Source organism: Pseudomonas putida, assembly GCF_004357765.1.
Taxonomy (GTDB): Bacteria; Pseudomonadota; Gammaproteobacteria; order Pseudomonadales; family Pseudomonadaceae; genus Aquipseudomonas; species Aquipseudomonas putida_U.
Window position 1 is genome coordinate 213,156 of the sequence record NZ_SMTE01000001.1, and the last position, 19,342, is coordinate 232,497.

At 57.7% G+C, this 19,342-nt stretch carries 14 protein-coding genes and 2 pseudogenes; 6 read left to right on the top strand and 10 right to left on the bottom strand.

All coding sequences use genetic code 11. The features are described 5' to 3' along the window. Positions 1 to 176: 176 nt before the first annotated feature. From E2H86_RS01030 to E2H86_RS01045, 6 genes and pseudogenes are all read right to left on the bottom strand, one after another. A complete protein-coding gene (locus E2H86_RS01030) occupies positions 177 to 4,178 on the bottom strand; it encodes an ATP-binding protein (RefSeq protein ID WP_133324000.1) in 4,002 nt (1,333 codons plus the stop codon). 377 nt (positions 4,179 to 4,555) lie between these two features. Beyond that, entirely contained in the window at positions 4,556 to 5,047 is a 492-nt protein-coding gene (locus E2H86_RS26150) for a hypothetical protein (RefSeq protein ID WP_243744023.1), read from the bottom strand. Positions 5,048 to 5,143: 96 nt separating this feature from the next. Next, positions 5,144 to 5,380: pseudogene (locus tag E2H86_RS26155) on the bottom strand (hypothetical protein); the annotation flags it as partial. Then, positions 5,304 to 5,738 (bottom strand): hypothetical protein, encoded by a 435-nt coding sequence (locus E2H86_RS26160; RefSeq protein ID WP_243744017.1) that lies wholly within the window; start codon positions 5,736 to 5,738, stop codon positions 5,304 to 5,306. The gene E2H86_RS26160 and the pseudogene E2H86_RS26155, both read right to left, overlap by 77 nt. 78 nt (positions 5,739 to 5,816) lie before the next feature. After that, complete coding sequence (locus E2H86_RS01040) at positions 5,817 to 6,575, bottom strand: SIR2 family NAD-dependent protein deacylase (RefSeq protein WP_133324001.1); 759 nt, start codon at positions 6,573 to 6,575, stop codon at positions 5,817 to 5,819. Between the two features lie 195 nt (positions 6,576 to 6,770). Further along, complete coding sequence (locus E2H86_RS01045) at positions 6,771 to 7,232, bottom strand: hypothetical protein (RefSeq protein ID WP_207955604.1); 462 nt, start codon at positions 7,230 to 7,232, stop codon at positions 6,771 to 6,773. A 142-nt stretch (positions 7,233 to 7,374) separates the two neighbouring features. Here E2H86_RS01045 and E2H86_RS01050 point away from each other — a divergent pair, with 142 nt between their 5' ends. Beyond that, complete coding sequence (locus tag E2H86_RS01050) at positions 7,375 to 7,650, top strand: helix-turn-helix domain-containing protein (RefSeq protein ID WP_133324002.1); 276 nt, start codon at positions 7,375 to 7,377, stop codon at positions 7,648 to 7,650. A gap of 1,396 nt (positions 7,651 to 9,046) precedes the next feature. Here the strand turns inward: E2H86_RS01050 and E2H86_RS01065 are convergent. Continuing rightward, a complete protein-coding gene (locus E2H86_RS01065) occupies positions 9,047 to 10,327 on the bottom strand; it encodes a tyrosine-type recombinase/integrase (RefSeq protein ID WP_133324005.1) in 1,281 nt (426 codons plus the stop codon). Between the two features lie 876 nt (positions 10,328 to 11,203). On the opposite strand from E2H86_RS01065, the gene E2H86_RS01070 reads away from it, so the two are divergent. Further along, entirely contained in the window at positions 11,204 to 11,815 is a 612-nt protein-coding gene (locus E2H86_RS01070; protein WP_133324006.1) for a class I SAM-dependent methyltransferase, read from the top strand. A 63-nt stretch (positions 11,816 to 11,878) separates the two neighbouring features. Here E2H86_RS01070 and E2H86_RS01075 read toward each other — a convergent pair whose 3' ends face one another. Beyond that, positions 11,879 to 12,826 carry a LysR family transcriptional regulator gene (locus tag E2H86_RS01075; RefSeq protein ID WP_133324007.1) on the bottom strand — a complete coding sequence of 316 codons (948 nt, stop codon included), beginning with the start codon at positions 12,824 to 12,826 and terminating at the stop codon, positions 11,879 to 11,881. A gap of 121 nt (positions 12,827 to 12,947) precedes the next feature. On the opposite strand from E2H86_RS01075, the gene E2H86_RS01080 reads away from it, so the two are divergent. The 3 genes from E2H86_RS01080 to E2H86_RS25905 all read left to right on the top strand — a co-directional run bounded on the left by E2H86_RS01080 (position 12,948) and on the right by E2H86_RS25905 (position 14,190). Then, on the top strand, positions 12,948 to 13,379 hold the full coding sequence (locus E2H86_RS01080) for a DMT family transporter (protein WP_133324008.1): 432 nt from the start codon (positions 12,948 to 12,950) through the stop codon (positions 13,377 to 13,379). 25 nt (positions 13,380 to 13,404) lie between these two features. Next, positions 13,405 to 13,872 (top strand): DMT family transporter, encoded by a 468-nt coding sequence (locus E2H86_RS01085; protein WP_207955606.1) that lies wholly within the window; start codon positions 13,405 to 13,407, stop codon positions 13,870 to 13,872. A gap of 150 nt (positions 13,873 to 14,022) precedes the next feature. Then, a complete protein-coding gene (locus tag E2H86_RS25905; RefSeq protein WP_165976018.1) occupies positions 14,023 to 14,190 on the top strand; it encodes a hypothetical protein in 168 nt (55 codons plus the stop codon). Positions 14,191 to 14,232: 42 nt separating this feature from the next. On the opposite strand, the gene E2H86_RS01090 is transcribed toward E2H86_RS25905, so the two are convergent. Together E2H86_RS01090 and E2H86_RS01095 are read right to left on the bottom strand one after the other, a co-directional pair. Continuing rightward, the gene (locus E2H86_RS01090) at positions 14,233 to 14,520 is read right to left on the bottom strand and encodes a DUF6555 family protein (protein ID WP_133324010.1); all 288 of its coding nucleotides are present in this window, start codon (positions 14,518 to 14,520) and stop codon (positions 14,233 to 14,235) included. 165 nt (positions 14,521 to 14,685) lie between these two features. After that, a pseudogene (locus E2H86_RS01095) lies at positions 14,686 to 14,847 on the bottom strand (general stress protein); the annotation flags it as partial. A gap of 334 nt (positions 14,848 to 15,181) precedes the next feature. On the opposite strand from E2H86_RS01095, the gene E2H86_RS01100 reads away from it, so the two are divergent. After that, positions 15,182 to 19,324, top strand: coding sequence for a CheR family methyltransferase (locus E2H86_RS01100; protein ID WP_133324012.1), 4,143 nt, complete (start codon positions 15,182 to 15,184; stop codon positions 19,322 to 19,324). The last annotated feature ends 18 nt before the right edge of the window (positions 19,325 to 19,342 follow it).

The window sequence follows — 19,342 nt, forward strand, 5'->3', positions numbered from 1 at the left end:
CTGCATTTTTGAAAATTTGTTTCACTGCCCAATAACCTCAGGCTTGAGCCGCTTGGATTAAACGGAGCTGCTCGATAGCGAGCAACTCCGTTTGTACTTGTTCGACGCCTTTTGGGGTCTTGGGACTATGATGTCGAACTTATTATTGGCTAGCATTTTCCTTCACGGACGGCGTCTCAGGGACGCCGAATCAGTTTACTTCTGATTACTCCGTGAACGCGCCACATACTTTGGAGCTGGAGGCAGTCGAAGAGGCTGTGGCCACCTTCCGCACAGGACACGGCCAACGAGTCGCCGTAGGTACCGACGTTCTCGAAGATCCGCAGACCGGTCCCAGGTATAGAGGCCCCTACACGTTTCAGATAGGCAAAGTGCTCACCCTGCCGTGCGGCCACAAGCGCTACGACATCGCCCTTCATGGGTTCGATAGGTGATGCGGTCGATAGTTGAAGCGACTCCAGCAACACGAGATCACCGTTTCTGACCACTGGGTAGCCGCTGTCCTCAATGATACGGGCGCCAAGTAGCGGCTTGTCCAATATTGAGCAAGCAGTGACGCATCGAGCCTCTTGAACGCCATCTCGACTTTCATTGCCATAGAAAACGGCAACGATGGGAAGAATCCGGACCTTGTTCTTTGACAGGGTCAGAGCCGGCGCCACACGCTCGGTACCGGACTGGTCGCATGCCAATGTCAGTTTGGACGGATCTCTCTGGTCGGGGTGGTAGCGACGAGCTAGAACGGTATCCCCGTACAGAGCAATCACCGGATCACCATTTCTTGCTTCTTCGCTCAGCGAAACGGCCACCGTTTGCCCTGGCAACGCCAGTGCTCCGAGGCTGGAACCTCGGATAACATACAGTGCCACCTCACCTAAATCGGCTAACGAGATTGTGGTGAACTCACCCTCCACGGCAACGGCGTCTGTATGCGTGCGCGCGCTAAAATCGCCAAGGACTCGAATGGTTTTTTTGTTAAGAGCGATGGCCGCAGGAGCTGCGGGCGACGCCGCAAAAAAGAAGTCTTCATCCTCACGGGTAAGCCGCCCCATGAACCTGGCATATGATGCACTGCAGCTGCGCAGCAGTCGGTCCACTTCATCAAAAGCATCGCTTACTTCACTGGCGTCGAAAGGTGTAACGTCACGCAGGTTGTGGTGTGCGTGATTGATGACTGAGTAGAACGGTGAACCCGGCCGCAGTGATTTGCAATTCAGCAGACGCTCGAACGGCACCTCATTAAATGGCTGCTCACCGCCGTTGCGGGCACTGCTGATATGGCCGACGAGATCGGCGAGGGTGGGTTTGTACATAAGCATGGGATCTGACGCCAGCAAGTCCCAAAGCCGGTTCTCGATATGCAGGCGTACTCGCTCAACAAACTCCTGCGCTTTTGCAACATCCGATTCGTCAAGCTGCCATGCAGCGCGCCTCTCCAACACCTCCTCGACGGCAGGGGTGAAGGCCGCAGTCTGCCGCGAGGCGGAGATAGGGCTGATCTGCAGCATCGTCCACGACGGGGAACCCAATGACGTTTTTGGCAACCGGCTCTTCACGGCCGCAATAAAACGGTTGTCATTCGAGGTGATGACAGGCGCCATACCTGCGTCGACAAGCTTTGGTATGGCGGCTGCAAGATTTTCCGTGTTAATGGGATCGAAGTAGGTCTGGGGATCGTCTAGCTGCAGCACATCAAGTGCTCCGGCACGATCACGAATGCGCTCCCACAAACTGAACACAAACGCCCAGACGCAAGCGCGAAGATGTGAAGAGTTCATCACCTCGTGCGCGTGCACTCGAACGGAGCCTAGGCCAGCATACAGTCCCACACCTTGAGTCCGCACCGGATCCAAGCCGATGTAGGCAGGCCCTCCTACGTAGTGCGGCCTGTAGATGACTTTTAGCCAAGCAGTCGTCGTTTCATCAAGCACAGTTATTAAGCCTTCTACCTGGTGATGGACCAGTCCGGGTAGTCGGAGGAATTCCTTGATTGCTTCCGTTGCTCGACGTAGCAGGCGGTGCCGCTTTCGTGCACCCTGCCAGCTTTGCCGAACCAGCTCGATTTCATTGAGCTGACGCAGCAGCGCAATTATGGGGTCGGCGGACGTGACCGCTTGCTGCAGGGCAATAATCTGTTGTCGCAACGGACACAGAGACATGACAGGCCGGTCGTTGGAATTGTGCTCTCGACTGAGTTGACCGTTACCGAAATAGCGCTGTGTGATCTGCCTAATCTGAGACTCACTCACATGTCGATGGCGTGCGAGCGATAGGGCCGTCTGCAGGTTAGTAAACCTGTTGGCCAAGGAGGTTGAGCGAAGTTCTTGCGGTAACTCGACCGCCTCGGGTTCATCCAAATCGGGTAGCGGATAGGCCTGCACCGCTTGTTCCCAAACCTTTTCGGCATTCTGCTTCAGCTGACGTAGCTGAGTAGTAAAAGCTTGATCTCTTAACAGCTCGGTTACGTACGCCTCACGATAAAGATCGATCAGCGACGCACGAGATCGGGTGTCGACGAATGGACGAAGCGTGGTAGGAAGCGATTCCAACAGTTCGCTGGCTGCATCACGCTGCCAATCCTGCAGCGTCTTCGTAGCATCGGTATGCGCAAGCTCACTCGCCTTGAGTGCATCAAGCACCTCCTTATCTAACAGCGCGTCCGGAGGCACTGCGTTAAGGTCGGAACCACAGACTGGGCAATCGCTGAGCGGCTTTTCGGGATGATTGCGGCGGTACCATTGAGAGACTATCGCATACAGTTGCCATCGTGCGGTTTCCTCTTTCTTTCGTTGCCGTGCAACCTGCTCACTCGCTCTCTCCTTGAGCTCCTCGAGCTTCGCAATGACAGCAGTTCGGTCGTCTTCAGTGATTTCTCCCAGCCGCTTGAGCGTCTCGACGGAGGGCAGTGCCGCGATTGCCAAAGCTCCAAGACGCTCCCTGGCGACAGTGAGGGTGGAGATGAAGGCATCTACCTGCTCCTTCGTTTCCAGCCTGACGGAACCAGCAAGAATCTCATCAATGTCATGCTGGCCCTGCTGACGTAACTCCTCTAGGTGACTTATCGATCCCGCGATAGTCGCTGTACAACTTTTCCCTTCGCTTTCCTGATCGGGGGAGAGGAAGTCAGGCAAATCTCCAAGTGCTTCGGTGTGTACAGTCCAAGCTTCACCGAGGGTGCGTTTGCAGGCCAAAAATCGCAACTGCGCTGCGCTTACTGTCTCGGTAGCCTTGTCACATTCTTCGCCTGCCAAGCGCTTGACCAAGCGCTCGGAGCGCTTGCCGAGCTCTTGCAAAGGCCTGAGACCTGTCAACTGGGATATCACATCAGCAAATGTGGTTTTCTCGTCGAAGCGCATGGTGGTCGCGATTGCGGGCATCAGGGTACCCGCTTCAATCGCCAGCTGGGGCAGACCAAGCTGCTCCAATCCGCTTACTGGCGTGGTCACTGCGCCTCTCGGACCGAGTTTGAGCTCTCGGCGGACGACTACTTCGTGTCCGGAATGCTCCCTTAGCGTCAGCTCAACCCAGGTGTCCATCGCTGGCTTATCTTGCAGCACCTGCAAATCTTCGGCAGAAGGAAGGGGGACGATAGGTGGCAAGGAGATGGAGTTGCTGGCCGCGCTATAGTCCTCGTCCATCGTCTGCAGGATGTCTACGGATATGGGCTGATGGACAAACGCTGGTTTGTGCTGAGAGCGGTGTGCCTGGCCCGTCAGACACCACATGATCGCACTTTGAAAGGCTGTTTTACCGGCGCCATTAAACCCCCAGACACAGGTGACATCACGATCGAGATCCAGTGAAACAAGCTCCGGCGCCTGGCCGTTCGCATCGCAATGACGGTGTAAGCCCGCGAATCTATGGGCTCTTACCTGGACAATCCGCCACCGAGGACGGTGTAGCGTCGAGGTAGGGCCGTGTTCCTTTGGCGCACCTGCTTTAGGTGTTTCCAGTGCTTGCAGCAACTGATCCACCTCAGTGCCGGAGGTTTGCTTCTGCGCGGCCCAGAGTTCGCGTTTCGAAGCGTAGTGGCGAAACGCAATTCGGGCGTCCTCACTAGCTAACAGGAAGCTATCACCATTCTCTGGAAGCGTAATCGGTCGCCCCCAAGATAGTGCCTCAATAATCTCTTCGAGGGTGCTGGACTCCAGTTCCAAGGGCGACTGTTGCACTGTCATGCTTTTTCCTCCAGGAGAGGATTGAAATGCTACTCAACGGCTTCTGCCGTTGTCATCCCGTTTGTGAGTGCATGGCATCGTCGTTGCTGAGTTTGGCAGCCTTGGCCCGTTTTTTCGTCACCAGCTTACTCCGCCTGGCCTTCAGCGCCCTAGCCAGTGAATTGACCCATACGCATTTTCATCGTCCCAGCTCGTCGGTCGGCTGAGGCGCAGAACAATACCCACGCGGCGTACACCGACTCGGTATCCGTGGCGCTCCCCAGAAATTTATTGGTCTGGGCAGTCAAGAAATTGAAAGCCTCGGAGCGCGTCACCCTTCAAAGGCTTGGCTTTGAATTCGCTACTCGTTAACCAACAATGCTTGCGGTGGGTCTGAGCTACCAGAGAGAGGGAAATAGAAAGTCTATAGAGTGCCGCGAAAGCTTGAGGGATACCGGCTGGCGGTGCTCCAGAGTGATCAGCCCCTCTCTAGACATCTGGCTCAGCAGGTCGTGCGTGGTAGTCACATCGAGACCCAGGCGCGCTCGGATATCGTTGCGTTGCTGGTCACCCAGGTAGAGGAGCGTTTTGTAGATATCACGGCACTCAATCTGCAGTGCGGGCAGGTATCCACCTTTACTGTCTGGCAGTAAGCGGCGGCTCCGCACTTCAAAATATGCGTCGATCCGTTGATCGAGCCTTACCGGTTCCAGCTGCATACTGAAATACTGCAACTGATCCAATGCTGTCTCTGTGAAAAACCTAGTCCAGCGCCACAAACCGCTATCCGACAATTCGCCACGGCCGTCTAATCCGCCTTGGCGCGGAGCATCCGCAGCGCGCAGCATCTCGTAATAGGCGGCGATATTGCGAGCGAACCCACGGCTCATGGACCACAAGCCAGACCCACTCAAGCCAGCAGCCTTGAGGTACTGATCTGTGAATAGGCAGCCCGTACGACCATTGCCGTCCATGAATGGGTGTATCCACATCAGGCGGTGGTGCGAGGCAGCAGCGGCTAAGAGCCGCGATTGCCCGTGGATCCAGTCTAGACGGTACACGCGCTCAAAGTCGTTGAGGTGCAACTGCATCTGTTGCGAAGTAGGGGGGATGTGTTGGCCAACGCGGACCTCACATTTGCGAAATTCACCAGGGACCATGTGCGCGGAAAATCGCTGGCTCGAATGATTGCATTTCCAGCATCCGTTCAGGCACGCCGACATAGAGTTTGCGATGTAGGCGTGCGATTGTGACCTTCGCACACACGGTGACCTTGTTGAATGGCTCATTGACGAGCCGGCGCTGGGCTTCAATGTGGCGGTTGACCTCTTGCAGGCTTTGGTCACCCTCGATCATATGAGGACTCTCCTCGGCCATCAGAATGTCGATCGGTGCGCTTGAATTCCCCTCGATCTTGTTGCTGTAGTACGAATTTACAAGCTGTACCAGATTCATCAGCGGCGCGCGTAATGAGGCTGGAATCCCGGTGTGAAGGGTCTCGTCGAGCCTCATGATCTGGATGGTTTGTTCCAGCAGCTCCTCCGTGGCCTTATCTTGGGTGATGTATGGGGTGAATGTCATTGCCACCTAGTCCTTTGTACAGCTAGTTATAAAGGCTTAGAGCGTTTCAAACGCTTCTCCTTGCCGGCTAGTGGATGGTCATGTCAACGCCAGAGCAATCAGCTGTGGCAGTAATTTCTCAGCAGGGCCTATCAGCATGATCTCGTTCGGCCCATTCATGGATACATCTACGTTATTGACGTGTACGACCATTGCACCAGACGCTAACGCGATATCTGGTAAGTCAGCAGCAGGCCTGACCACACCAGAAGTCCCGATAGAAAGCAGGACGTCACACTCTCGCGCTGCTCGGCTGGCGGTTTTCCATACGCCTGGCGGAAGGTCCTCACCAAACCACACCACAGCTGGACGCAAGCGGCCGTTGCATCGACGGCAGCGGGGCGGTTCGATCAATGCGCCTTCCGATGGAATGATCGGAAACACCAGCGGTTCCACAAGGAATCGATGACAGGCGAAACACTTGGGGTGCATCAGGCTGCCATGGAGATGAAGCACGTCCTGATTGCCCGCCCGCTCGTGCAAATTATCAATATTCTGAGTGATCACAGTGACACTCCGGCCGCTGCCAGATAACCGTTGGATCGCCTGATGCCCAGCATTGGGCTGAGCTTGCATGACCTGCTGGCGCCGCCATAGGTACCAGCCCCAAACCAGCGCCGGATTTTCGCGAAATGCCTTCGCGGTTTCTAAACGCTCAGGGTCTTGGCGCTCCCACAACCCGGTCAGTCGGTCGCGGAAAGTCGGAATGCCGCTGCCGGCAGAAACGCCAGCACCGGTTAACACCATGATCTGTTGCGCATCCCGCAGTGCGTCTGCGGCTTTTGCTAGGGTATTCATGAGTCCTCATCACCCTAACGCGGGGCAGGGAAGGCTGGCTGTCAGGAGAGCGGCCGCGGGAGGTATCGGAATTGTCGCTATTAGGTGAACAGCCGTTACGGGCGCCTCGTGCCGAAAAAGCACGGTCCGCGCTTGGAAAGCAGAAACCGCGTTGTGGACGGGCTTCGCCGGTCAACAACGCCGTGCGTACCTGCATCAAAAGTGCGCGTACAACTGCGGTTCGTCTGCAGACTTAGGTGGAGGTGCCGCGCTGGTGATTCGTGCTTTTAGGTTGCGTGCCGAATACAGCGCATGTGACCGTTTCCGCAGGCGTAAATCGAGATCCCCTAATTTGTATGTGGCCACCGCGGTCTCGTAAACCACCGCGCTTTGCGGGGATTCAAGCCCACGGTGGATCACAATCTTACGAAGCTCTTCCAGGCTCCAGTGCGGACGTCCGCTGATGGATGGAGGACATAGCATTTGCACCTGCGCGATCTCAACACCCGCTGCCTGGCTGAGGAAAACGTTGAGTTCGTAAGCATCCTCAACCACAGCTGCTCGCTCGCTCTCACCGTTGAGGGGCGATCGCAAGGTCACCCAAAAGCACATCCCCTCAATTTCACAATAAGAACCCGTACGGACAGTACGGGTGTGAGATTCGGACAAATAGATCAAAACGGGCTCCACTGAGCGCTGCATACCCCTAGGCGACCAGTCACCAGGGCCGTAAACGCCAAATTATCCCACAATGAACACTATAGATTGTAGCCCTATCGTGTTCGATAGCGCTTCATCATTCCTTTTCTGAGGAATGATGATGGAAATCCGTGAATCCCTGGGTGAGGCACTGCGGCGCATGCGCATGCTTCACGACCTGACCCAGGAAGATTTCGCCGTAGTCAGCAGTCGAACCTACGTGAGCTCCCTCGAGCGAGGACTCAAGTCGCCGACGATTCAAAAAATCGAAGAGCTGGCCGGCCGTATGGGTATCCACCCACTCAGTCTCATCGTATCGGCGTACCTTATCCAAGACCCAGAGGTGGGCTTAGACGGGCTGATTAAACAGATCAGAAAGGAGGCGCTCAAGCTTTGACGGTCGATCCAGCACCGACAATGAGCGCTATAGTGTTCACTCTTTGCTAAATCGATTACCATCGCGCTGCTCACTGATAACAAGCTTCGGGGAGCAGCGTAGCAATGCGTAGATCATTCCATGGCTAAGGTGACCCCTTCTACATCCAAATGCCTATGGCCACCGCCGCTGCTTTCCTTTTTTCAGATGGCCAGTACAGGCGATCGTGACGAGAATCGTGGAAGATTCCTGACTAGCTCTGGCGAAGGCTGCAGGCCGGGAGCCTGGATGGAGGAGGGCGTAGCTAAATAATGTGGTTTTGTCTCTCAGGCTTAGCGAGCGGAGCGTACTCATTGGCTAAGCTTCCAACCCAGTGCTACCCATGCGAACTGCCACCTATCTCGTCCTGAGCGGCTTTGACAACCGCGTCGGGATCAGAAGATATGAGATCCTTCGGCAGCTGACCCGCCAAATACGAATTGGATGATTCAAACCATAACGCCAGGCTCCAGCCACTCATCCTAGTGGCCAGCACAGCTATGACGCGCTGCATTCCCCGCTGCGCTACCGCCAAGCTGCGTGATTCAATGGCATAACGCGGGAAATACTCCACACCTTCGTAGCTAATGGAAAAGATCGCACCCTCCAGAAGTCGGTCAGGACAGCTGTCACTTCGCCCCTTAACCGACGCGGGCAACAGCGCATGCAGCTCTGGCCAGGTGAGCCAGTTTCCGCTGGCCATGATCCTCGATTGGACCTTGGACTGTAAAATGGCCTCTCGGCGGGAGGTATTACTCGCCTTTCGGAATACACGCATTCTGCAAAACGCTCCATAAGCCTTAGGGGGAGGGGTGACTACTGGTTAATCCTGAGCTGCCCGCCGAGAGATAAATCACCGCTTATTCAGATTGCTCGGTAGTGGTAGCGGTCGACCGCTGGCCCAGGATAGTCGGCGCTCTTCCTCATCCGGTCCAGCTGATCTATGCGCTGGAGCCTTTACCCAAACCGTCTCCGATGGCCGATCAAGGACTGACTGTCAGCGACGCCCCGTGTCCTGGAAGTAATCGTCCCGGGTAACCAGGCCCAAGTCACCATTATCAGCAGACGGCTCACTACTGAACAGGCGCTGAACACGTCGCTCTTGCTTCACGTACGCCAGAGTCTGAAAAAAGCAGTGCTCACAGAGGTGTACCTCAAAGCGCTGTCCATCGTGGTCGCTGCCATACCCCCAGTGGGCTTGCAGGGTTCCGTACTGGTAACTGCCCGCAGCCATGCGCGTAGAGCTACCGCAGACATCACACGTGACATCAGTAATGGCCTCAATCTCGACCCGCCCGGTAATTTTCACTCTTGGCTCCTAGAAAAAGGCTTCGATCCCTGTTGGACGCCAGGCTGGGAATCGGCAGGCGATCCGAGCTCAACCGCGGTCCCGCATGCCGATGCGTTTAACCGAATGCGCGCGCTCCTGATCATGCGCGTGATAATAGGTGTTCTGGGTCGTACTGAGGTTGCTGTGCCGCAGGTCTTCCTGCAGGTCTTTAGGATTGCGCAGCGGCGCGTCAAAGGTGGCAGAGGTGTGTCGCAGCCAGTGAGCAGACGCACAGCGCAGACTTTCCATCTCATGGTTCGCGCGGCCTTCGCTGCGCATCTTCTCTACGGCTTTATCAAAAACAGCCTGGAGGAGGGCGCGGATCTGTCGGTCAGACAAACCTGCGCGACCCTTGAGCGTTTTGATCAGCGGCGTACTTTCCCCAGGATGAGGTAATTCGGAAAGCCCTAGGAATCGGCGATAACGTTTCAAATAGCGCTCTACGTAAACATCCCGCACGGCAATCTTTGCCGCCTTGTTGCCTTTACCCACCGTGAAGTACCACCAGTTGCCTTCATCATCTAAGCGAAAGTCTCCCATGGTGGGCTTCCAATTCTTTCGACCGGCGAGATCTGAAACCCGTAGGTACATGGCGAACAGCGTGGCAACAATAAATAAGGTTCGCTCATGCCGCTCCGGCTCGGCGTTCGCCATCTCCTCAACGGTATCCAGGACAAAGTCCCACTGCAGCGGCGTGAGCGCCCGCGAAGAAGCAACTTCGTGTTCTTGCGTGGAGAATCGGTTGCCTTTTTTAAGGAGCCGAAAAGGATTCGCTTGGGTGAAGCCATCCTCAATGAGGAACTCATAGAACCGGCTGCAAACCGTGTACACCTGATTTAATGTGCCGTTCGCCGCTTGATAGTGCTGGGTGCTAGTAGATTCTGCAGCCATCGCCTTGCTGGACTTCATGTTGAAGGGATGCCATTTGGGATTAGGCATCCAGGCTTCGCGTGCATCCACGGCGCCCGGGTTGTCCAGGAAACGACTGCGGGTCACCGGACCGACCCAGTCAGCTGGGGGGGTTCGGCAGAAATCCAGATAGTCTTGCGCATCCTGGCGCTTCAGGTGATTCAGCGGTTTGCCCTGGACCAGCAGTGCCCACAGCAACAAGCGCTCGGTATGACTGCGGTACGAATTGAACGTCTGCGCGTTGTCGGAAAACGCGCGCAGGAACGCACGCACCGCCGCGTAGCCCCGGTCAGGTTCCAACGCAGCTTCACACTCATTCAAGAAGGACGCGACGCAGGCCAAGGGTGAGCCGTGCATACTGAAGTCTTGCTCGATGAAGTTGTCGTAGGTTTCGAACAAGGGTTGGGGTGCGCGCGCCATGGAATACCAGCCAGATTTTAAAGATAATAGACTTCCAGTTATGACAGTAATCGGAAGTTTCAACCTTTTGCGAAGAAAAAGCGTCGAATCACTGATGGTAACGACAAGCCTAGCTAGGCGCAACATGAGAGTGCTGTGACTGCATCAATGACAGATGTCTTGCCGCGCTCCTTCAGGTTTAGGTAAATACGCTCATCAAGCGCTCTTAAATTTGGAGACTTTCCTACACTCCCTAACTGATATAAAACCTGCACAAACATCCTTAAAGCCATACTTGAACGCAGCAGTGGTGCTGGTGGAAAGTCGCCTTATTACTTCCAAGGCGTGGGAAAGTCGCCTTATTGATTCCAAAACTTGGGAAAGTCGCCTCAATCTTGCAATCTGAAGGGAGGATTTTTCGTCGATTCACGACGCTTACTCCGAAGAGTGGAAAATCCACTCATTAATTGCTAACGCTAAAGGGGTTAGGAAACGATGTCTGACTCAAAAATAGGGCACTTTGGCTTCAGATGATGAGGCTAAGCTGCACAGATGTCGCTTTAATTCGCAGGGCGTTGCCTTGGTTATCAATTTTATTCAATCAGATCAATGGGTTAGGCATGACTACTGGTGAGTCGCCTCATTTAGCGACAGCCTCAAAGGTGGTACAGGTGGGAAGGATAAGTGCTTAATTTTTCAGGAACGGGGTTTTGTGGAAATCTCAACGGAGGTTAGTGGAAACGGACAGACAGTGAGTCATTCAATAATACTAGATTTAACATAATACGCATTATGCGCAGATCCGTATTTCCCACAGCGTACCCACCCAGGGTACATTTCAAGCTCTAGAACCCTCTCAAAAACGTTCTATCGCCAGGCAATAAGGACTCCCAGTTCATGTCCCATCATCCATCCGCCGATCAAATCATCGATCTCTACGATCGTCACGCCTCAGCCTGGAATGATATCCGCGCCAAACACTTCGTTGATCGCAAGTGGATCGAGCGCTTCCGCTCATTGCTTCCGCCATCTTCAACCGTCCTTGATCTGGGCTGTGGTTCTGGTCAGCCTGTAGCGCGTTATCTGATCGAAGCCGGAACTTCTGTGGTCGGCGTGGATTCCTCAAGGCAAATGCTTGCCTTATGCGCAGAGCGATTTCCTGCGCAGGAATGGATTCAAGCAGATATGCGCACATTGGCCCTTGATCGGCAGTTCACCGCTATCCTGGCATGGAACAGCTTTTTCCATCTCAAACCCGAAGATCAGCGTCGAATGTTCCCGATATTTCAACGCCATGCAGCACCAGGGGCACTGCTGATGTTCACCAGTGGTCCTGCACATGGTGAAGCCTTGGGCGTATTCGAGGGCGAAACGCTGTACCACGCGAGCCTGGCCCCACAGGAGTACACCGAGCAACTGCACGATCATGGCTATGAAGTCTTGGATCACATCGCAGAAGATGCGGAATGTGGGGGCCAAACGGTATGGCTGGCGCGTCGCCTGCCCTGATTCATATGCTTTAAAATAATAACTACGCTAAATAGTCATTTAGCGTAGTTATATCAACGATGGTCATTTCGGGCGGGGCGCCTCTATCCCCAGGTCATCCCAGTACGGCGGCGTTCCGATCGCTTCAAGCAGAAACGCCGTCACCGCCTGTACCTTGAGCGAGCGCAAGCGATTTTCAGGCGAAAGCAGGTGGATGGGACTGGGATTAACATCCACGGCACACTGCCAATCTGGCAGCAGGTGCACGAGCTTTCCTTCCGAAAAATCGTCCTTTGCGAACAGCCAGGATGGAAACAGCACGATTCCCCGGCCTGCGCGTGCCGCACTGGCCAGCACCTGAGCGTTGTTGCTGAGCAACGGTCCCTGAACTTCGACCATCTGCGCCTTGGCCTGGCCAGGCTGACTGAAATACCAGCGTTGGGCCCCTGCCCGCCCCTTGTATACCAGGCATGCGTGCCCGGTGAGGTCTTGCGGTGACTGTGGCCTGCCATGGCGCGCCACATAGGTGGCGCTGGCCGCCAGTACGTAACGTTGGTCGGCGACCTTGCGCCCGATCAGGCCGGAGGCCTCCATGTGCCCAACCCGCACGGTGATATCCGCGCCCTCTTGTACGGGGTCGATGAACGCATCGGTCAACGTGAGTTCGACGGTGATCCCTGGGTAGCGGTCATGCAGCCGGTCGAGCAATCCGGCGAACTGCAGAGTCCCCAACGCCAAGGGCGCATTGAGCCGCACCACACCGTGGACATGTTCCGGTCTGGCCCGCAGCGATTCATCCGCCGCATCCAGTAGATCGATGACTTCACGGATCTGACTGTAGTACCGCTCGCCAGCCTCGGTAAGCGTCACCCCACGTGTATTGCGATACAGCAATTGCTGGCCAAGCTCCTGCTCCAACGCGGCGATGAACCGCGATACCGAAGAAGGCGGAACCTGAAAGTGGCGAGCGGTGGCGATGAAACTTCCGGACACAGCCACCTTGGCAAAATAGCGATGAGCTTTGAGATGCATCTCTGCCACGCGGCTGAAGGACTGAGTTGCGATTATAGCAATGATGTTTTGAAAAAGTGCTGGATTGTGCTTATTGAAGCATCGACCTAGCCTCTGCACTTCGTTTCGCAGAGGTACCTCAATGCAACAACTATGGATTCTCCCCTTGGTCGTGCTGGCCGGCATGGGTTTGTCGGTCGAGGCCGGCCTGCTGGGCCCGCTGGGCGAGCAGATCGGCCACGGTTGGGCCACCCTCGGCATCTTTGGCCTGGGCACGCTCCTGCTCACCTTGGGCCTGGTGTTCGCACGGCCTAGGCTTGGACGGCTGTTCGGCAAACCGCGTTGGATGCTCGTCGGAGGCGTACTCGGACCGGTCTACGTGGGCGCACTGACCCTGGCCACGCCGCATATCGGCGTCGGCCTGACCATGGTCGGGATTCTCTTCGGTCAGGTGGCCGCCAGCTTGGTCATCGATCATTTCGGCTGGTTCGGCGCAGGAAAGCGGCCCGTCGACCACTACCGGGTCGGTGCCCTGGTGGCGATTCTTGGCGCCCTGTGGTTCATCAATATCTGAAAGGAGTCACGCAGTGCTCATCATCATGCTTTTGCTCGTCGTGTTCAGCGGCGCCGTGCTCTGCGCGCAATCGGCCATCAATGGCCGTCTGGGTGCAGAGGTGGGCGTACTGGAAAGCGCTTGGCTCACCTTCGCGCTGGGTACCCTCGTCAGCTTCCTGTATGCCTTCCTGTTCGAGCCGCCGCACGCGATGACCCTGTTCACCGTGCCGCGTTGGCAAATCACGGGGGCTTTCTTCGGCGTGCTGTACATGTTGGTGATCGTCTTCGCCATGCCGCGGGTCGGCACAGCGGCAGCTACCGTGGCAGTGATCAGCGGCCAGTTGCTGATGAGTCTGCTGGTCGATCACTTCGGCTGGTTCGGCAATCACGTCATCCACCTTGGCAGCTCGCGCATGATCGCGATCGGCCTGCTCGCGGTCGCGCTGGTACTGATCTACAAGAGCAATGCCGCTGAAGCAGTCACCAAACGTACCCAGGCTATCACTGGCTGAATACCATTGGTCGGCTCGGTCTGAGATCGCAATGACCCCTGGCGACTGGCAAAGCTCTCACATGATGAGGGGTGGTCAGGGCTTGCCTCTCACACCTGTATTGGCCTGCCCTCGCGCGGGCCTTTTTTTCCTTCAGGCGAGGACAGCAGCATGCATTCATTCCATATGGGCGGCGGCAATGCGCAGGACGACTGGCCGGAACTGGAACCCATGCCGAGCAACGATCACGCCGATGATCCCGATGCCGACCCCAATCTGACTGACGATGACCAGAACCGCCCCGGCGTACCGGCGAGCGACCCGGAGTCCGGGGCTTGATGCAAGTTGTCCCGGCACCACAAGGAGGACCGGGGCAACACACTACAGGGTGGCGGGATCTTTTTCTCCGGTCGGCGGATCACCTGCGGCCTGGCTGGCCTTGTCGCCGGACAACCGCCAACTCACGGCAGTGATGCCGTAGCGCTCCGCCATGGGCCGACTGACCTTGCGAATCTTCTCGCGACCGAACTTGGGAATGATACCGATACCCGCATCACAGCTTGCCCAATGCCACGCCTCGGCATTGTCCATCCGCTCCAGGCGTATGATGAAACTGCGCGGCTTGCCGTGCAGTTGGTAATCGATGATGTACAGCTGGGGACTAGGCATCCCTGGGCCCTCCTCTTCTCCATGGATGACTTCCTCATGGAGTATCACCCGCGTCAGAAGATTCAATAAATCGTCGAATCCGTTGCCTGAACGGTGGAGGGCGACGGCGTCGGGGACCGGACTGCGCCGCTACCCGCCAGTCATTAGCGGGTAGCGGCGGACGGTTCACTGGCTCTTGGAGCGACCGCCGCCATGGCTGTTCTGGCCTCCCTTGCGGCCGGCTTGCGAAGCGCGCTCACGGTCGTTGGCAAAGTTGCCGCCAGAGGCCTGGCCACCCTTCTGACCGGCGCGGGATGCCTTTTCGCGGTCGTTGGCGAAATTGCCCGGGTTGGTTTCCTTGGTACCGCCACGTTGGCTGGGCTGGGCTTGATCACGAGCCATATCGTATCTCCTTGCGATGGGAAGGTTTGCTCAGGTCGGTGGACCTTGCCTTAGCTCCGAGCCGGAGCTGCCAGCTAATGCTCCATCGCCTTGCCAGATGTCGGACAGGTGGCACCAAAGTTTGGCGTTGCGGCAAACACTGCACCGCCGTATTCCGCCGCTTTGACCAAGACCGTGGCCTTGAGCGCTCGCAGTCTGGGGAACGCCAAGCCTATAATCGCCACTCATATGCCCAGCGCTTGGTCGCGGGGCCGCAGACAGGTATGCAGAAGGTCATGAGATGAAGTCGTCCCCCTCGCAACCCGTATCCGGGCCCGACAACCCCCACCTGAGCACCAGCCACCTGGACTTCCCGGTTGTCGGCATCGGCGCCTCGGCGGGCGGCCTGGAGGCTATCGGCACGTTTTTCCGGCAGATGCCCAGCGATTGCGGCATGGCCTTCGTGGTGGTGCTGCACCTGTCTCCGGACCACCAGAGCGTGGCCGACCGCATCATCCAGGAAGCCACTGCCATGCCTGTGCGGCAGGTCAGTGAGCCGGTCCCCATTCAGCGCAACCACGTCTATGTCATTTCGCCCGCCAACCGGCTATCGACCAATGACGGTTACTTGCGGGTCGCACCTGCCAACCGCCGGCGCGGCGACCACGTCGCCATCGATCTGTTCTTCCGCGACCTGGCCGACGTGCACAAGAGCCACGCCTTCTGCGTGGTGCTGTCCGGCACCGGGGCCGACGGCGCGGTGGGTCTTTCCCGAATCAAAGAGCAAGGTGGCGTTACCCTGGTCCAGAGCCCCGACGATGCTCAGTACGACGGCATGCCGCGTGCCGCCATCGAAACCGGCATGGTCGACCTGATCCTGCCGGTTGCCGAAATCCCCCAGAAACTGCTCGATCTCTGGCGTACCGCGCGGCAGGTTCGATTGCCCGATATCGGTGATGACAACCTTCCGCCATCGCTGGGCCACGCGGTCGATCACACGTACATGTCGGAAACGCTGCTCGAGGAAATCCTCCAGCGTTTGCGCGCCAACACCGGACACGACTTCCAGCACTACAAGCGCGCTACCGTGCTGCGGCGCATGGAGCGGCGCCTGCACGTCACCGGCCAGACCGACCTGGAAGCCTATCTTCGCTATCTTGAGCAACATCCCGAAGAGTCCGCCGCGCTACTGGCCGACATGCTGATCGGTGTGACCAACTTCTTCCGTGACCGCGAAGCGTTCGAATCCCTCGAGCGCCATGTGCTGCCGCAGTTGGTCAGCGAGCCGCAGGACGATGAGACACCTGGCGAAGTGCGCGTATGGTCAGCCGGCTGTTCCACTGGCGAGGAGGCCTATAGCCTGGCCATTCTGGTGTCCGAACAACTGGCGCTGGAGCAGCGTGAGGCCAAGGTGCAGGTGTTCGCCACCGACCTCGATGATCGCGCCATCGATATCGCCCGCTCCGGCACTTACCCCGAAGCCATTCTCACCGACGTGCCGCCTGCGCGACTGCGCCAGTTCTTCGTCAACGAAGACCAGCACTACCGAGTGCGCAAGGACATTCGCGAAAAGGTCCTGTTCGCTCGTCATAACCTACTGTCCGACCCGCCTTTCTCACAGATCGGCCTGATCGTCTGCCGCAACCTGCTGATCTACCTCGACCGCGAGGTACAGCGCGAAATCCTGCAGATGTTCCACTTCGCCTTGCGCCCCGGCGGCTACCTGTTCCTCGGCTCGTCCGAGTCGGCCGATGCCGCCGCAGACCTGTTCGTCGTGGTCGACAAGCGCAACCGCATCTATCGCGCCCGTGACGTCAGCCCCACCACGCGTCGCTCTGGGCGGCAACTGCCCGACGCCGAGCCCGCGCCATCGCCGGTGAACAGACGCACGATCGCCAAACCGGGGCGCAAGCTCGTCTATGCCGAAATCCACCACCGGGCCCTGGCACGCCGCACGCCGCCGAGCCTGGTGGTCGATCTGGACGGCAATATCCTGCACATGAGCGAAGGCGTCGGCCGCTTCCTGCAGTTGGCCGGTGGCGAGCCCAGCCGCAACCTCATCAACCTGGTACTGCCGTCCCTGCGCCTGGCCCTGCGCAGCACGCTGTTCCAGGCACGTCAGGGCGTGCAACCGATCACCTCGCGGCCCATCGAACTGGATGAAGGGCAGCTTAAATGCCAGGTGGAAATCACCGTGCAACTGCACAAGGATGAACCCAGCGGCACCGACTGCCTGCTAGTGGTGTTCGAGTTGCGCCAGGCCGACGCCCCGTTGCCGGAGCCGGCAGGCATTCGCCAGACTGACAGCATGGTCCTCAACAACTTGGAGCGTGAGCTGCAACGTACCCGTCAGCAGTTACAGGAGACGATCGAACAATCGGAGATATCCAGTGAGGAACTGACCGCCTCGAACCAGGAAATGCAAGCCATCAACGAGGAGCTGCGCTCGGCCAGCGAAGAGCTTGAAACCAGCAAGGAAGAGCTGCAGTCGATCAATGAAGAACTGTTGACCGTCAACTATGAGCTCAAGACCAAGGTCGAGGAAACCGACAAGGTCAACGACTACCTGAGCAACCTCATCGCCTCGACCGACATCGCCACGGTCTTCGTCGATCGCAATCTGCATATCCGCTGGTTCACGCCGCGCGCCACCGATCTGTTCAACATGCTTCCGGTGGACACCGGCCGATCACTGCTCGACATCACCCACCGCCTGGCCTACCCCGAGCTCGCCGACGACGCCCGCGCGGTGGTCCAGGGCCAGTCCATCGTCGAGCGCGAAGTCAGTAGCAGCAGCCAGCGCTGGTACCTGGCACGTCTGCTGCCCTATCGCTCCAGCGAGCAGAAAATCGACGGCACAGTGCTGACGTTCATCGACATCAGCAAGAGCCGCGCAGCCGAGGAGCGCGTGCGCCTGGGCGAAGAGCGCATGCGCCTGGTGGCCGAGAGCACCCATGACTTCGCCATCATTCTGCTCGACGAGCAAGGTTTGGTCACCGACTGGAACACCGGTGCCACGCTGATCTTCGGCTACACCAAGGAAGAAGTGCTAGGCACCAGCTATGCCCTGATCTTCACCGACGAGGACCGCCAGAACGGCGTTCCCGAGCAGGAATTGCGCAGCGCCCGCCAACACGGCCGCGGGCAGGACGAGCGCTGGCACGTGCGCAAGGACGGTAGCCGCTTCTACTGCAGCGGCGAGGTATCGTTGCTCAAGGGCAATAGCCTACGAGGCTACGTCAAGATTGCTCGCGACCTGACCGGCCACAAGCGCCTGCACGACGAGCAAAGCAAGCAACTGGCCGAGTCGCAGAGCTCCAGCCACATGAAGGACGAGTTCTTCGCCGTCATGTCCCATGAGCTCAAGCACCCCCTGAACCTGATTCAGCTCAATGCCGAAATCCTGCGCAGACTGCCTTCGGTGAAGAACGTCGCAGCCGCCAGCAAGGCCGTGGGCACCATCTGCGAGGCTGTGTCGAGCCAGGCACGAATCATCGATGATCTGCTCGACGTGGCACGCATCCGCACCGGCAAACTCAAGCTCAAGACCGAACCTGTGAATTTCACCGACATCCTGCGCGGCATCCACAGCGTCGTGACCAGCGAACAACAACCCTGCCCCGTCCATCTGGACATAGAGGCCGAGGCCGGCGCCCTGTTGATCATCGGCGACTATACCCGTCTTGAGCAGATCATCTGGAACCTGCTGAACAACGCCCTGAAGTTCAGCCCGGCCGGTAGCGACATCCACCTGCAATTGACGCGCGAAGGCGACGAAGCGGTGTTGCGCGTCATCGACCACGGTATCGGCCTGAACCACGATAGCATCGAGCACATCTTCGACTTGTTCAGCCAGGCTGCGCCGCAGTTGGCCAACCACAGTCGCGAAGGCCTGGGGATCGGTCTGTCGCTGGTGCGCCAGTTGGTCGAGGCACACGGCGGTAGCGTGCTGGCCAGCTCCGCGGGGCTCAACCAAGGCTGTACCTTCACAGTTCGCCTGCCGCTGGGCGCTTCGGAACTCCAATTGCGCGGCGAGGATGTCCAGGCTCCGAGCGAAGGCCGCCTGGCGGGCATCCGCGTGCTGCTGGTCGACGACTCGGTCGAAGTCCTGGAAATCATGCAACAACTGCTAGAGATGGAAAGCGCCGTCGTCGAAGCCTTCAGTGATCCGCGCAAAGCGCTCGAGGCAGCCGCAGGCGGTGAATACGACATCATCCTCTCGGATATCGGCATGCCAGTGATGGATGGACACACCCTGATCAAGGCCCTGCGCGCGTATCACCACTTGCGCCACACCCCCGCCATCGCCCTCACCGGCTACGGCGCCAGTGCCGATCAGCACCGCTCGCGTGAATCCGGGTTCGACAGGCACCTCAACAAGCCTGTGGGCTATGACGATCTGGTCGTGGCCATCGAGACCTTGAGTGGTTCGCTGCCGTACTGACAAGGTCACTTCGCGGCA

What these genes read in the sequence shown, in the direction of transcription:
- E2H86_RS01030 (WP_133324000.1), bottom strand. Translation starts at nt 4,178, where the DNA reads ATGACAGTGCAACAGTCGCCCTTGGAACTGGAGTCCAGCACCCTCGAA.
- E2H86_RS26150 (WP_243744023.1), bottom strand. Translation starts at nt 5,047, where the DNA reads ATGAGCCGTGGGTTCGCTCGCAATATCGCCGCCTATTACGAGATGCTG.
- E2H86_RS26160 (WP_243744017.1), bottom strand. Translation starts at nt 5,738, where the DNA reads ATGACATTCACCCCATACATCACCCAAGATAAGGCCACGGAGGAGCTG.
- E2H86_RS01040 (WP_133324001.1), bottom strand. Translation starts at nt 6,575, where the DNA reads ATGAATACCCTAGCAAAAGCCGCAGACGCACTGCGGGATGCGCAACAG.
- E2H86_RS01050 (WP_133324002.1), top strand. Translation starts at nt 7,375, where the DNA reads ATGGAAATCCGTGAATCCCTGGGTGAGGCACTGCGGCGCATGCGCATG.
- E2H86_RS01065 (WP_133324005.1), bottom strand. Translation starts at nt 10,327, where the DNA reads ATGGCGCGCGCACCCCAACCCTTGTTCGAAACCTACGACAACTTCATC.
- E2H86_RS01070 (WP_133324006.1), top strand. Translation starts at nt 11,204, where the DNA reads ATGTCCCATCATCCATCCGCCGATCAAATCATCGATCTCTACGATCGT.
- E2H86_RS01075 (WP_133324007.1), bottom strand. Translation starts at nt 12,826, where the DNA reads ATGCATCTCAAAGCTCATCGCTATTTTGCCAAGGTGGCTGTGTCCGGA.
- E2H86_RS01080 (WP_133324008.1), top strand. Translation starts at nt 12,948, where the DNA reads ATGCAACAACTATGGATTCTCCCCTTGGTCGTGCTGGCCGGCATGGGT.
- E2H86_RS01085 (WP_207955606.1), top strand. Translation starts at nt 13,405, where the DNA reads ATGCTTTTGCTCGTCGTGTTCAGCGGCGCCGTGCTCTGCGCGCAATCG.
- E2H86_RS25905 (WP_165976018.1), top strand. Translation starts at nt 14,023, where the DNA reads ATGCATTCATTCCATATGGGCGGCGGCAATGCGCAGGACGACTGGCCG.
- E2H86_RS01090 (WP_133324010.1), bottom strand. Translation starts at nt 14,520, where the DNA reads ATGCCTAGTCCCCAGCTGTACATCATCGATTACCAACTGCACGGCAAG.
- E2H86_RS01100 (WP_133324012.1), top strand. Translation starts at nt 15,182, where the DNA reads ATGAAGTCGTCCCCCTCGCAACCCGTATCCGGGCCCGACAACCCCCAC.